Raw genomic sequence first — 13,588 nt, 5'->3', positions numbered from 1 at the left:
GCCTCAACGGTTCTTCCGGTCATATCGGGGGACGCGGGACTGGCCGCACACCTCGGCGGGCGCTGTGCTGCCCCACCACCACACCCGAGATATCCCCCGGAAGGAAACATCACCCCATGAAGTGGCCCTTGCTGCTTGCACTCATCCTCGTCCTCGCCCTCCTGATCTGGTTCTTCTTCGGACGTCCGATCCGCAAGGACGCCAAGGCCGCACATCGAGCGGACAAGGAGCACCCGGCCACCGAGGCCTCCGAGGCCGCCGAGGCCGCCGAGGCCGAGCCGGCCGCCGTCGTCCCCGCCGAGACGTCCGTGGCCGAGCCCGCTGCTGAGGCTCCCGCTGCGGAGACTCCCGCAGTCGAGGAGCCCGCGGCCGAGGAGCCCGCGGCCGAAGAGGTCGCCGAGGCTTCCGTCGAGGCCGAGGCCGCCGAGAAGGCCACGGACGAGGTGACCGAAGAGGACACCGCCGCTGTCGTCGCGGAGGCCGAGAGCCTCACCGCCGCTGCCGCCGCTGAGCCCGAGACGACCGAGGCGCCGGCTGACGAGGCTCCGGCTGACGAGATTCCCGTGCCGGCCGAGCCGGAGGCCACCCCGGCGGCCGAGGCGCCCGCCGCGACCAACGGCGCTCCCTACCCCGGCGCCGTGCTTCCGGCTGCTGACGGAACCAGCCCGGATGCCGCGTACGACATCAAGGGCAGCAGCGGGAAGAAGTACCACACGACGGCGAGCCCCTACTACGGCCGTACGAAGGCAGCCGTCTACTTCGACTCCGAGGAGTCGGCCGAGGCGGCCGGGTTCGTGGGCGCGAGCAGCGACTTCTACGACCGCAGCAAGAAGGCCGACACCGTCGAGACCGACCAGCCGCTGCCGCCGGCGAGCGGCTACGGCGCCGGCAGCGCCGACCCGCTCGAGGACGGCTCCAGTCCGCACCCGGCGTACGTCGTGAAGGGCAACATCCGCAAGGACGGCGCGAAGCGCTACCACACCTCTGCCAGCACGGCCTACAAGCGGACCCAGGCCGAGGTCTGGTTCGACAGCGAGTCCTCGGCCGAGGCCGCCGGCTTCGTCATCGGCTTCAAGAAGAAGGCCAACGCCTGAGCACGCCCCGATGAGCCGACCGAAGGGCGCAGTCACCTGGTGACTGCGCCCTTCGGCGTTGAGCGGCTCAGGAGTCGAGCGAGGCCAGACGGGCAGCCAGGTCGGCGTCGACCGCGCTCCCGATCACCGGCTCCAGGTCGCCGTCGAGGACCTGGTCGAGGTTGTAGGACTTGTAGCCGGTGCGGTGGTCGGAGATGCGGTTCTCCGGGAAGTTGTAGGTGCGGATGCGCTCGGAGCGGTCGACCGTGCGCACCTGGGAACGGCGGGCGTCGGAGGCCTCCGCGTCGGCAGCGTCCTGGGCTGCCTGGAGCAGGCGCGAGCGGAGCACGCGCATGGCCTGCTCCTTGTTCTGCAGCTGCGACTTCTCGTTCTGCATGGAGACGACGATGCCGGTGGGGACGTGGGTGATCCGGACCGCCGAGTCGGTGGTGTTGACCGACTGGCCACCGGGGCCAGAGGAGCGGTAGACGTCGATGCGGAGGTCGTTGTCGTTGATCTCGACATCGATGGGCTCGGCCTCGGGAACCACCAGGACGCCGGCGGCCGAGGTGTGCACGCGGCCCTGCGACTCGGTGACCGGCACCCGCTGGACACGGTGCACGCCGCCCTCGAACTTGAGCAGCGCATAGGGCGCCCGGCCAGGCTCTGAGGTCCCCTTCGCCTTCACCGCCACGGTGACCGACTTGTAGCCGCCGAGGTCGGACTCGTTGGCGTCGAGGAACTCGAGCTTCCAGCCCTGACGCTCGGCATAGCGGGTGTACATCCGCAGCAGGTCGCCGGCGAACAGCGCCGACTCCTCGCCGCCCTCCCCCGACTTCACCTCGAGGATGGCGTCCTTGTCGTCGGTCGGGTCGCGGGGCACGAGCAGACGGCGCAGCCGCTCCTCGGCCTCCTCCCGCTGCGGCACCAGCGCCTCGGCCTCCTCGGCGAACGCGGCGTCCTCCCCCGCCAGCTCGCGGGCGGCCTCGATGTCGTCACCGAGCTGCTGCCAGGAGCGGTAGGCGTCGATGATCGAGCTCAGCTCGGCGTACCTCTGGTTGAGCTTCTTCGCCAGGCGCGCGTCGGCATGGGTCTCCGGCTCGGCGAGCCGTTTCTCCAGCCCGACGTGCTCGTCGATGAGTCCTTCGACCGCTTCAAACTGTGACATCTCCGCCTCGCTTCGTACGCCGGTGAACCCTCCAAACACACCAGCGCCGGCCACCCGCAGATGCGGGGGCCGGCGCTGGGAAGCAGCTACTTGTTGCGCTTGCCGAAGCGAGCCTCGAAGCGAGCCACGCGACCGCCGGTGTCGAGGATCTTCTGCTTGCCCGTGTAGAACGGGTGGCAGTTGGAGCACACGTCGGCGCGGATGGCGCCCTCGGCCACGGTGCTGCGGGTCGTGAAGGAGTTGCCGCAGGTGCAGGTGACCTGGGTCTCGACGTACGTCGGGTGGATGTCGGACTTCATGAGGTTCCTCTCAAGACATGGGGCTCCGGGTCGCCGCCGCAGGTTGCGGGACGTGAACCGGCACCGAGGATTCAGTGTATGTGAACGCCTGGGGCCGCCAATAATTCCCGACGGCCCCAGGCGGACACCACACTCAGCTCTTGGCGACCTCGTTGAGGAGCACCATGTTGGTGGCCGAACCGGCGACCTTGTCGACCAGCACCGAGGCGGCCTTGGCACCGTCGAGCGTGGCCAGCGAGGCACGCAGCTTGCGCACCGCGTCGCCCTCGCCACCGGCGAAGAGCAGGTCGTCGCGGCGGGTGCCGGAGGCGCTGACGTCGACGGCGGGGAAGATCCCGGCCTCCGCGTACTCCTCGCTCAGGCGCAGCTCGGAGTTGGCGGTGTCCTTGAACGCGTCGAAGATGATCTCGTCGGTCTTCGACCCGGTCTCGACCGCGGCCGTGGCGAGGATGGTCAGCGAGCCGCCGTCCTCCACGTTGCGGGCCGCGCCGAAGAACCGCTTGGTCGGGTAGAGCGCCGCGGAGTCGACGCCGCCACCGAGGATGCGGCCCGAGGCCGGGACGGAGAGGTTGTACGCCTTGCCCAGGCGGGTCAGCCCGTCGAGCAGGACGACCACGTCGTGGCCGAGCTCGACCAGGCGCTTGGCCCGCTCGATCGCCAGCTCGGCCACCACGGTGTGGTCGGCAGGCTGACGGTCGAAGGTGGAGGCGATGACCTCGCCCTTGACGCTGCGCTCGAAGTCGGTGACCTCCTCCGGGCGCTCGTCGACGAGCACGACCATCAGGTGGCACTCGGGGTTGTTGGCCGTGATCGCGCCGGCGATCGCCTGCAGGACGGTCGTCTTGCCCGCCTTCGACGGCGAGGCGATCAGGCCGCGCTGGCCCTTGCCGATCGGCGAGATCAGGTCGATGACGCGGCCGGTGACCGGGTCGGAACCGCCTTCGAGGCGCAGTCGCTGGTCGGGGTGGACCGGCGCCAGCTTGTCGAACTCGACGCGGTGCTTGGCGACCTCGGGGTCGGCACCGTTGACCGAGTCGATGCGCACCATCGGGTTGTACTTCTCCTTGCGCTCGCCCTCACGGGGCTGGCGCACCTGACCGACGATCGCGTCGCCACGGCGCAGGCCGAGACGCTTGACCAGCGACAGGGAGAGGTAGACGTCGTCGGGTCCGGGCAGGTAGCCGGAGGTGCGGACGAAGGCGTAGTTGTCGAGTACGTCCAGGATGCCTGCCGCGGGCACGAGCACGTCGTCCTCGAGGACGGTCGTGTCGGGCTCGCCGCGGCCCGGGCGGTTGCGGTCGCGATCGCGGCCACGGCGGCGGCGGTTGCGGCGGCTGCCACCCTCGCCGTCGTCATCGCCCGCGTCGTCGGCCGATTCGGCCGACCGCTCCTTCTGGGCGTCCTCGTTCTTCTTCTCGGCGGCGGGCTGCCCGGCCTTGACCGGACCCTTGCCCTGGCCACCGCCGGTGGGCTGACCGGACTGGCCACCCTGACCGCCCTGGCCGGACTGGCCACTCTGACCGGCCTGACCACCGCTCTTGTTCTGGTTGCGCTGGCGACGCGGGCGCTGGGCGCCCTCGTTACCGGCGTCAGCAGCCTCGGCGGACTTCTCCGCGGGCTTCTCGGCCGTCTCGGCCGGCTTCTCTGCGGTCTTCTCCGCAGGCTTCTCGGCGGCAGGCTTCTCAGCAACGGGCTTCTCGGCGGCAGGCTTCTCGGCCCGCTCCGCCGGCGCCGACTGCGCACGGCTGCTCTGCGCAGCCTTGATCGCTTCGATCAGCTGGGCCTTCTTCATCGAGTTCGCCCCGCTGATACCCATTCCGTTCGCCATCGCCTTGAGGTCGGCGAGGAGCATTCCGCCAAGGCCACCGCGCTTCTTCGGGGCTGCGTTCGGCTCCGGCGCAGTGGATTCCATGGTTTCAGTCACGTGAGTCCTTTCCCACGTATCGCCGATCGGCGTACGACGCCGACGGCTCGTTTGTCAGAACCCCTGACGCACCGATGCGCGCCAACGAAGTGGCACGGCACGAAAGGGGGATAGCACGCCCGCAGGCCTGAACGGCCCAACGGATGTATTCCCAGGCTAACACGCATGGCACCCCTCACAGCAGGGGCCCGGAACGCGGGTCAGAGGATGCGTACGCCGTCCATGTCGACGCTCAGCGCATGGCAGGCCCAGCCCTCGGGACAGCGGGTGGTGAGCTTGGTCGTCTCGGCCGACTCGACGCCGCTGCTGAACGCCAGGACCGTGGGCCCGGCGCCGGAGACGATCGCGGCGACGCCGTCGGCGCGCAGCTCGTCGACCAGGGCGAGCGACTCCGGCATCGCGGGTCGTCGGTACTCCTGGTGCAGGAAGTCGCGGGTGGCACGGTGCAGGTGTTCGGGCGCATCGCTCAGCGCCGCGACCAGGAGGGCCGTACGTCCCGCGTCGGCCGCCGCGTCGGAGTGCGGGACGGTCTCGGGCAGCAGCCCGCGGGCAGCCTTGGTCTCGACGCCGGTCGCGGGGACGAACACGACGACGCTGACCCTCGGGTCGACGGCGGTGCGGACGGCGAAGAAGCCGTCATCGTCACCCGCGATCGTGAAGCCGCCGTGGAATGCGGGCGCGACGTTGTCGGGGTGACCCTCGATCTCGGCGGCCTTCTGGAAGAGCGTGTCGTCGTCGAGGATCAGCTCTCCCCCGGCGACCAGGGCACGAGCGAGCACGAGGCCGCCGATGATCGCGGCCGAGGACGAGCCCAGCCCACGCGCGTGCGGGATCCGGTTGTGGCAGTGCAGCCGCAGACCGGCCGGCTGCTTGCCGATGATCTCGAAGGCGGCCCGCATCGAGCGTACGACGAGGTGCGACTCATCGAGCGGGACCGTGCCCTCGCCCGCACCCTCGACGGTGACCTCCAGGCCCTCCTCGATGACCTCGCCGGTGAGCTCGTCACGCAGGTCGAGCGCCAGCCCGAGCGAGTCGTAGCCGGGACCGAGGTTGGCGGAGGTGGCCGGGACGGTGACGGTGACGGGGCCTTCTACGAACGTCATGAGCTACGCGAGCCCGGCTGCGGCCGCCGCGGCCTCGAGGTCGGCGTCGATGATGATCTCGGGCAGCTCACCGAAGAACTCCAGCGCGGTGGCGGTGTCCTTGAGCCCGTGACCGGTCACGGTGATGACCGTGGTGGCTCCGGCGTAGGTCTCCCCCGCCTCGAGGTCGGCGAGGAGCCCGGCGACGCCGGCGGCCGAGGCGGGCTCGACGAAGACGCCGTCGTTGCGGGCCAGCTGGGCCTGGGCGGAGAGGATCTGGTCGTCGGAGAGCGCGCGGAAACGGCCACCGGACTTCTCGGCGGCGGCCTCGGCGAGCTGCCACGAGGCCGGGTTGCCGATGCGGATCGCGGTCGCTTTGGTCTCCGGGTGCTCGACCGGGTGGCCGAGCACGAGCGGGGCCGCGCCCTCGGCCTGGAAGGCGCGCATGACCGGGGTCTTGGTGGCGTGGCCGGCCGCAGCGTACTGCTCGTAGCCGAGCCAATAGGCCGACAGGTTGCCGGCGTTGCCGATGGGCATCAGGTGGTAGTCGGGGGCGTCACCGAGACGGTCGACGACCTCGAAGGCCGCCGTCTTCTGGCCCTCGAGGCGGACCGGGTTGACGGAGTTGACCAGCGCGACCGGGTAGCTGTCGGCGAGCGCGCGGGAGAGCTTGAGGCAGTCGTCGAAGTTGCCGCGTACCTTGACCACCTCGGCGCCGTGGACCAGCGCCTGGGCCATCTTGGCGGCACTGATCTTGCCGTTGGGGACGAGCACGACCGGGGTGATCCCGGCCTTGGCGGCGTAGGCGGCCATCGAGGCGCTCGTGTTGCCGGTGGAGGCGCAGACGACCGCCTTGGCACCCTCGTGGACGGCGACCGAGATGGCCGCGGTCATGCCGCGGTCCTTGAACGAGCCGGTCGGGTTCTGGCCCTCGACCTTCAGCCACACCTCACCCTTGGTGGCCCCGGAGAGCCACTCGGAGTGGACCAGCGGGGTGCCACCCTCGCCGAGCGTCACCGCCGGGGTGTCCTGGGGGATGTCGAGGAGGGTGCGGTATTCCTCGATCACGCCTCGCCACTGACTGGTCGTCATCAGACTGCTCCTTCTACGCGCATCACCGAGGCGACGTCGCGGACGAACTCCATCTCGCGCAGGTGCTGCACGGTCGCCGCGAGCGCGGCATCGGGGGCCTCGTGGGAGACGACGACGAGCTGGGCGTCCTCTCCCCTGCCTTCTTGACGTACGGCCTTGATCGAGACGCCGTGCTCGGAGAAGGCGGTCGCGACGGCGGCGAGCACGCCGGCCTTGTCGGCCACGTCGAGGCTGACGTGGTAGCGGGTGACGGTCTCGCCCATCGGGCGCACCGCGCGGGCGGCGTAGGCGGACTCGCCGAAGCCACGGGTGCCGAGGACCTTGTTGCGGGCGATCGTGACCAGGTCGCCCAGGACGGCGCTCGCGGTGGGGTCGCCGCCGGCGCCCTGGCCGTAGAACATCAGGTCGCCGGCCGAGGCGGACTCGACGAAGACGGCGTTGTAGGCGCCGCGGACGGTCGCCAGCGCGTGGGTGCGCGGGATCATCACCGGGTGGACTCTCGCTGAGACGTCGTCGCCGTCGAGCTCGGCGATCGCGAGCAGCTTGACGACGCTGCCCATGGCCTTGGCCGAGGCGACGTCGCCGGCGGTCACCTCGGTGATGCCCTCGCGGTAGACGTCGCTGGCGGTCACCCGGGTGTGGAAGGCGAGGCTCGCCAGGATGGCGGCTTTGGCGGCGGCGTCGAAGCCCTCGACGTCGGCGGTCGGGTCGGCCTCGGCGTAGCCCAGCTCCTGAGCCTCGGCGAGGGCCTCCTCGAAGCCGGCACCGTAGGTGTCCATCTTGTCGAGGATGTAGTTGGTGGTGCCGTTGACGATGCCCATCACCTTGGTGACGTGGTCGCCGACCAGCGAGTCGCGCAGGGGGCGGAGAATCGGGATCGCGCCGGCGACGGCGGCCTCGTAGTAGAGGTCGGTGCCGGCCTTCTCGGCGGCCTCGTAGAGCGTCGGGCCGTCCTCGGCGAGCAGGGCCTTGTTGGCGGTCACGACGCTGGCGCCGCTCTCCAGCGCCTCGAGGATGAGCCCGCGGGCCGGCTCGATGCCGCCGATCACCTCGATCACGAGGTCGACGTCGTCGCGGGCGACCAGGCCATGGGCATCCGTGGTGAGCAGCTCGGCGGGCACCTCGACGTCGCGAGGAGCGTCGAGGCGACGTACGGCCACGCCCCTGATCTCCAGCGGCGCACCCACTCTGGCGGCGAGATCCGCGTCGCCCTCGAGCAGGAGCCGGACCACCTGGGACCCCACCACACCGCAACCGAGGACGGCGACGCCCAAGGGATCGACGGCGTGCGCGGTCGTCTTGTTGCTGCTCACGCGCCCAAGGGTATCCGGGACAGCCTCCAGGGTCCGACTTCCGCTCTAGGCGCGGACACCTGGGCGGAGTTGTGAAGCTGAGAGTGGCCCATAGGTCACTCTCAGCTTCACAACCCGCTCGACCGCGTCACCAGGACGACCTTCCCCGTCGTCTCACGGCTCTCGAGGGCCGCATGGGCCGCCGAGGCCTCGGCAAGAGGGAACCTCGATCCGACGTACGGCCTGCGGGTGCCGTCCGCGGCGGCCTCGAGCGAGACCTGCTCGAACTCCTTGATCCGGCCCTGGACCCAGGGGCCGAGGATGTCGACGATCTTCGCGGCGCCCTCGTAGCCGTCCTGGTCGCCGGAGAACCGGACCATCCGCCCCTCCGGTTCGAGGTGGGCGTAGACCTGCCTGGGTACCTCACCCCCGAGCCCGTCGAGAAGGACCGTGATCCGGGGCTCCTCGGCGCGAAGCCTCTCCAACCAGCCGTCGGTGCGGTAGTCGATCGCCGTCTGTGCGCCGAAGCCACGGGCGATCTCGAGCTTGGCGTCGGAGCCCGCGAGGCCGACCGCGCGAGCGCCCGCGTTGCGGATGCCCTGGAGCAGGATCGCGCCCATGCCACCGGCCGCCGAGGTGACGACGACGACGTCGTCGGGACTGATCTGGGCGGCCTCGAGCACCGCGGCCGAGGTGCGACCGGTGCCGATCGCGGCCACGGCCTCGGCCGACTCGAGCCCGTCGGGGCGTAGATAGAGCTGGGTCTCGTCGGCGACCGCGAGCTCGGCGTAGCCGCCGCTGCTTCCCGGACCGAGATGCGCGACGACCTTCGCGCCCAGCCAGGTCGCGTCGACGCCCTCACCGACCTCGTCGACCACGCCGGCGACCTCGCGGCCGGGAGTCATCGGGAGCTCCGGTCGCGGCATCGTCGGTGGCAGGTCGGCCGCTCGGATCGAGGTGTCGAGTCGGTGGATGCCCGCGGCCTCCACCCTGATGCGTACCTGACCCGGGCCTGGTGTCGGGTCGGGCACCTCCTCGAGGCGCAGGACCTCCGGGCCGCCGAACTCGTGCTGTCTGATCGCTCGCATGTCTCGAGTCAACATGCTCAAGCTCACTTGAGGTCAAGGGCTTTCCCCAAGCCTTGGATGAGCTCAGCCTCAGGCGAGCTCCACGATCGGCCGGAGCACCACGGCGACATCGCGCGCCAGACGTACGCGACGGAGCAGCTCCTCCGCGTCCGGCTCCACGTCGGTGGTGACCGTGATCGCGTCGTCGCGGGCCACCACCCACAGCCGCTCGTCGACGACGTGGCTGGCGAACCGGGACAGTGAGCGAGCGTGCTCCTCCTCGGCGGCGATGACGGCACCGTCGGGCGTGGTCACGTTGGTCTTGGCACGGAACTCCGGCGGGAAGAAGACCGGCGTGGGCACGCGGCCGGTGCCGGCGTTGCCCGAGCCGGGCGAGAGGCCGATCATCGCTGCCGTCTTCGGCAGGTGGGCGGGGACCCGCACCACCACCCAGCGCGCCGGCCGCCAGGGACCTTTCCCGGGGGACGCCTTGCCGTGCCAGTACTCGACGAGGATCCCGTCGCAGGTGCCGTCGACGACGAGGTCACAGCGTTCGGCACGTACGTCCGGCCCGAGCACCTCCCACCGCACCGGCCGCTGCGCGGCGGCCTTGCCGGTCACCACCGACCAGCCGAACGTCTGTGCCGCTCGGGTCACGCTGTCGCGGCGCTCCTTCGTCAGCCGGGCGACAGACGCTCGCGGCGCCTGGGACGGCGTCGCGAGCGGTCTCTCTGAGTAGACCCCCCTCGGCATGCGCCCCATCGTAGGCTCACGGACCACGGGATTTCGGGAAGGCGAAACCGAATTTCCTGCGCCACGCGGTTTGATGGGTGCGTGCTGTTCCCCAACGCCGACCTCGAACGCATCCGCACCGGCGAGGTCGACCTCGCCTTCCGCCGCTGGAAACGTCCGATGCATGTCGCCGGCGGCCGCCAGCGCACCCGGATGGGCGTGGTCGAGTTCGTCTCCGTCTCGCCGGTGTCCTGCGACACGCTGACCGAGGAGGATGCCCGGCGGGCGGGCACGACCCTGGAGGACCTGCTGGCCTTCCTGTCCCGCAAGGACGGCGAGGTCTACCGCATCGAGATGCGCTACGGAGGCGACGACGAGCGCGTCGCCCTGCGCGCGAAGCGCCCGGGGAGGAAGGAGACCGACGCGCTGATCGCGAAGCTGGCCGACATGGACCGACGCAGCCGCCGCGGCCCGTGGACGCGCGAGCACCTGGAGCTCATCGAGGCCCGCCCCGGCGAGCTCGCCGAGACGATCGCGGCCTCGATCGGACGGGAGAAGAAGCCGTTCAAGGCCGACATCCGCCGGCTCAAGGAGCTCGGCCTCACCGAGTCCCTCCCCGTCGGCTACCGCCTCTCGCCGCGTGGGCGGGCGGTGCTTCGGGCCCTGCGGGCGTGAGGCTGTTCCTTCGTCAAGGTATGCAGGTCAGCGCTCACATCCCGTGCGGAGCTCAGCGGGGGATGTGTTCCTTCGTCTGCATACCTTGACGAAGGAACACGTCCGATCAGCCCAGATCCGTGGCGAACAGATCGTCCTCGGTCTCGCGCCGGACGATGACACGTGACTCCCCGTCGCGGACGGCGACGACCGGGGGCCGCAGGGCGTGGTTGTAGTTGGAGGCCATCGAGCGGCCGTAGGCACCGGTGCCGGGGACCGCGATCAGGTCGCCGGGGGCGATGTCAGCGGGCAGGAACTCGTGCTTGACCACGATGTCCCCGGCCTCGCAGTGCTTGCCGACGACCCGGCCGAGCACGGGCCCGGCGGACGAGGACCGGCCGGCGAGGGTCGCGGAGTAGTCGGCGTCGTAGAGAGCGGTGCGGATGTTGTCGCTCATCCCGCCGTCGACGCTCACGTAGGTGCGGGTGACGCCGCCGTCGAGGGCGACCTCCTTGACCGTGCCGACCGTGTAGACGGTGCACATCGAGGGCCCGACGATCGCGCGGCCCGGCTCGATCGAGAGGTGCGGCACCGCGAGGCCGAAGCCACGGCACTCGTGCTCGACGATCGCGGTGAGCTCCTCGGCCAGGGCCTTGGGCGTCGAGGGGTCGTCCTGGGTCGTGTAGGCGATGCCGAAGCCGCCGCCGAGGTCCATCTCGGGCAGCTCGGTGCCGAGCTCGTCACGGATCCGGGCCTGCAGCGCCAGCACCCGTCGTGTGGCGACCTCGAACCCGGAGGAGTCGAAGATCTGGGACCCGATGTGGGAGTGCAGCCCGCGCATCTCGACGTTCGGAGCGTCCAGCAGCCGGCGTACGGCCTCGAAGGCGTCGCCCGAGGAGATCGAGAAGCCGAACTTCTGGTCCTCGTGGGCGGTGGCGATGTACTCGTGGGTGTGGGCCTCGACGCCGGCGGTCACCCGCACCATCACCCGGGCGGTGATGCCGGTCTCGGCGGCGATCTCGGCGACCCGCTCGACCTCGTGGAAGGAGTCGACGATGATCCGCCCGACGCCCGCGACGATCGCCCGGCGCAGCTCCATCGGGGCCTTGTTGTTGCCGTGGTAGCCGATCCTGGCCGGGTCCACCTCGGCACGCAACGCGACCGAGAGCTCGCCGTTGGAGCAGACGTCGAGGCAGAGCCCCTCCTGCGCCACCCAGCGCGCCACCTCGGTGCACAGGAACGCCTTGCCGGCGTAGTAGACGTCGTAGCCCGTGAAGGCGTCGCGGAACGCGCGGGCGCGCTCACGGAAGTCGGCCTCGTCCAAGACGTACGCAGGTGTGTTGATGTTCGCGACCAGGTCAGGCACCGCGACGCCACCGACAGTGAGGACGCCGCTCGCGTCCTTCTCGGCAGTCGCCGACCACAGCGCGGGTACGAGGGCGTTGACGTCGTCGGGGGTCTTCAGCCAGACCGGGGACGTGCCGGTGAACGAGCCCGGCGAGGCGTGGCCGCTCACATCCGCTCCGGGGCGGAGACGCCGAGCAGGCCGAGGCCGTTGGCGAAGACGGTGCGGGCGGCGGAGACGAGCGCCAGCCGGGCCAGGTTGACGGGCGCCACCGGCTCGTCGCCCTTGGGGAGCATGCGGCAGTCGTCATCGTCGTACCAGCGGTGGAAGATCCCGGCGGTGTCCTCGAGGTAGCGGGCGACGCGGTGCGGCTCGCGCAGCTCGGCGGCGGTCGCGACCACACGTGGCAGCTCGGCCAGCGCACGCAGCAGCTCGCCCTCGCGCTCGTGGACGAGCAGCGACGGGTCGAAGGTGTCGAGGTCGATCGCCATGCCGAGGTCGGCGGCGTTGGCCATCATCCGGCAGGTGCGCGCGTGGACGTACTGCACGTAGTAGACCGGGTTGGCGCTGTCGGCCTTGGCCCACAGGTCGAGGTCGATGTCGATGTTGGAGTCGCTGGAGTAGCGGGCCAGCGCGTAGCGGGCCGCGTCCACCCCGATCGCCTCGACGATGTCGTCGATGGTGACCACGGTGCCGGCACGCTTCGACATCCGCATCGGCTGGCCGTCCTTGAGGAGGTTGACCATCTGACCGATCAGGATCTCGAGGTTCTCGTGGGGCGTGTCGCCGAAGGCGGCGCACATCGCCATCATCCGGCCGACGTAGCCGTGGTGGTCGGCGCCGAGCATGATGAAGCACCGGTCGAAGCCGCGCTCGCGCTTGTCGAGGTAGTAGGCCAGGTCGCCGGAGAAGTAGGCCCCGTTGCCGTCGGCCTTGATGACGACACGGTCCTTGTCGTCACCGAACTTCTCGGTCGCCAGCCAGATCGCGCCGTCCTTCTCGTAGACGTTGCCGAGCTCGCGGAGCTTCTCGATGGCGCGCTCCACAGCCCCGGACTTGTGGAGGTTGTCCTCGTGGAAGTAGACGTCGAAGTCGACGTTGAAGTCGTGCAGGCTCTGCTTGATCTCGGCGAACATCAGCTCCACGCCGATCGAGCGGAAGACCTCCTGCGGGTCGTCGCTCTCGAGCGCGTTCGGCTCCTTGGCGAGGACCTGCTTGGCGATCTCCTCGATGTACGCACCGCCGTAGCCGTCCTCCGGGACCGGCTGGCCCTGGGCCCAGGCGAGCAGGCTCCGGGCAAAGCGGTCGATCTGGCCGCCGTGGTCGTTGAAGTAGTACTCCCGGGTGACCTCGGCGCCGGACGCCTCCAGGACACGACCGAGCGCGTCCCCGACCGCGGCCCAGCGGACACCACCGAGGTGCAGCGGGCCGGTCGGGTTCGCCGAGACGAACTCCAGGTTGATGTTGTGGCCGGCGAAGGCCTCGTTGCTGCCGTAGGCCTTCCCGGCGGCGACGATCTCGCCCGCCAGCTTGCCCTGGGCGCCGGCCTCGACGGAGATGTTGAGGAAGCCCGGGCCGGCGATCTCGACGTCCGCGATCCCGTCGGTCGCCTTCAGCTTCTCGGCGACCTGCTCCCCCAGCGCACGCGGGTTCATCCCCGCCTTCTTGGCCAGCTGCAGCGCCACGTTGGTGGCGTAGTCGCCGTGCCCCTTCTGCCGGGGTCGCTCCACCGTGACAGTGCTCGGAACGCCGTCGGGAAGGGTGATCGCACCCTCGTCGACGAGCGCGGTGAGGACATCGACGACCGCGGTGGAAAGCTGCTCAGGAGTCACGAGGTCCAGCGTATAAGCGCCAGTCGGT

At 70.4% G+C, this 13,588-nt stretch carries 12 protein-coding genes; 2 read left to right on the top strand and 10 right to left on the bottom strand.

Features of this window, described 5'->3' with window-relative positions:
* Nucleotides 1-116: 116 nt before the first annotated feature.
* Complete coding sequence (locus tag BLT25_RS15795; RefSeq protein WP_091047772.1) at nt 117-1,094, top strand: sunset domain-containing protein; 978 nt, start codon at nt 117-119, stop codon at nt 1,092-1,094.
* Between the two features lie 67 nt (nt 1,095-1,161).
* Here BLT25_RS15795 and prfA read toward each other — a convergent pair whose 3' ends face one another.
* The 8 genes from prfA to BLT25_RS15755 form a co-directional block, all read right to left on the bottom strand.
* A complete protein-coding gene (gene prfA / locus BLT25_RS15790; protein WP_091047771.1) occupies nt 1,162-2,241 on the bottom strand; it encodes a peptide chain release factor 1 in 1,080 nt (359 codons plus the stop codon).
* An 86-nt stretch (nt 2,242-2,327) separates the two neighbouring features.
* Complete coding sequence (gene rpmE, locus BLT25_RS15785; protein WP_008362128.1) at nt 2,328-2,540, bottom strand: 50S ribosomal protein L31; 213 nt, start codon at nt 2,538-2,540, stop codon at nt 2,328-2,330.
* A gap of 133 nt (nt 2,541-2,673) precedes the next feature.
* Complete coding sequence (gene rho, locus BLT25_RS15780; protein WP_305367622.1) at nt 2,674-4,452, bottom strand: transcription termination factor Rho; 1,779 nt, start codon at nt 4,450-4,452, stop codon at nt 2,674-2,676.
* A 212-nt stretch (nt 4,453-4,664) separates the two neighbouring features.
* Complete coding sequence (gene thrB / locus BLT25_RS15775; protein WP_091047765.1) at nt 4,665-5,567, bottom strand: homoserine kinase; 903 nt, start codon at nt 5,565-5,567, stop codon at nt 4,665-4,667.
* 3 nt (nt 5,568-5,570) lie between these two features.
* On the bottom strand, nt 5,571-6,638 hold the full coding sequence (gene thrC / locus BLT25_RS15770; protein ID WP_091047764.1) for a threonine synthase: 1,068 nt from the start codon (nt 6,636-6,638) through the stop codon (nt 5,571-5,573).
* Nucleotides 6,638-7,951 carry a homoserine dehydrogenase gene (locus BLT25_RS15765; protein WP_091047761.1) on the bottom strand — a complete coding sequence of 438 codons (1,314 nt, stop codon included), beginning with the start codon at nt 7,949-7,951 and terminating at the stop codon, nt 6,638-6,640. Before BLT25_RS15765 ends, thrC begins: the two co-directional genes overlap by 1 nt.
* A gap of 107 nt (nt 7,952-8,058) precedes the next feature.
* Nucleotides 8,059-9,018: an alcohol dehydrogenase catalytic domain-containing protein gene (locus tag BLT25_RS15760; RefSeq protein WP_091047759.1), complete on the bottom strand. Its 960-nt coding sequence runs from the start codon at nt 9,016-9,018 to the stop codon at nt 8,059-8,061.
* A gap of 69 nt (nt 9,019-9,087) precedes the next feature.
* Entirely contained in the window at nt 9,088-9,750 is a 663-nt protein-coding gene (locus BLT25_RS15755) for a hypothetical protein (RefSeq protein WP_176883972.1), read from the bottom strand.
* A gap of 81 nt (nt 9,751-9,831) precedes the next feature.
* Between BLT25_RS15755 and BLT25_RS15750 the strand changes: the two genes are divergently transcribed.
* On the top strand, nt 9,832-10,404 hold the full coding sequence (locus BLT25_RS15750; RefSeq protein ID WP_091047754.1) for an ASCH domain-containing protein: 573 nt from the start codon (nt 9,832-9,834) through the stop codon (nt 10,402-10,404).
* 106 nt (nt 10,405-10,510) lie between these two features.
* Here BLT25_RS15750 and lysA read toward each other — a convergent pair whose 3' ends face one another.
* Both lysA and argS read right to left on the bottom strand, forming a co-directional pair.
* Nucleotides 10,511-11,899, bottom strand: coding sequence for a diaminopimelate decarboxylase (lysA, locus tag BLT25_RS15745; RefSeq protein ID WP_091047751.1), 1,389 nt, complete (start codon nt 11,897-11,899; stop codon nt 10,511-10,513).
* A complete protein-coding gene (gene argS, locus BLT25_RS15740) occupies nt 11,896-13,560 on the bottom strand; it encodes an arginine--tRNA ligase (RefSeq protein WP_176883970.1) in 1,665 nt (554 codons plus the stop codon). Before argS ends, lysA begins: the two co-directional genes overlap by 4 nt.
* Nucleotides 13,561-13,588 lie beyond the last annotated feature (28 nt).

The organism is Nocardioides sp. YR527, from assembly GCF_900101045.1.
Lineage (GTDB): Bacteria > Actinomycetota > Actinomycetes > Propionibacteriales > Nocardioidaceae > Nocardioides.
The sequence above is the reverse complement of the archived record's forward strand: the minus strand, read 5'-3'. Positions and strand labels throughout refer to the sequence as shown.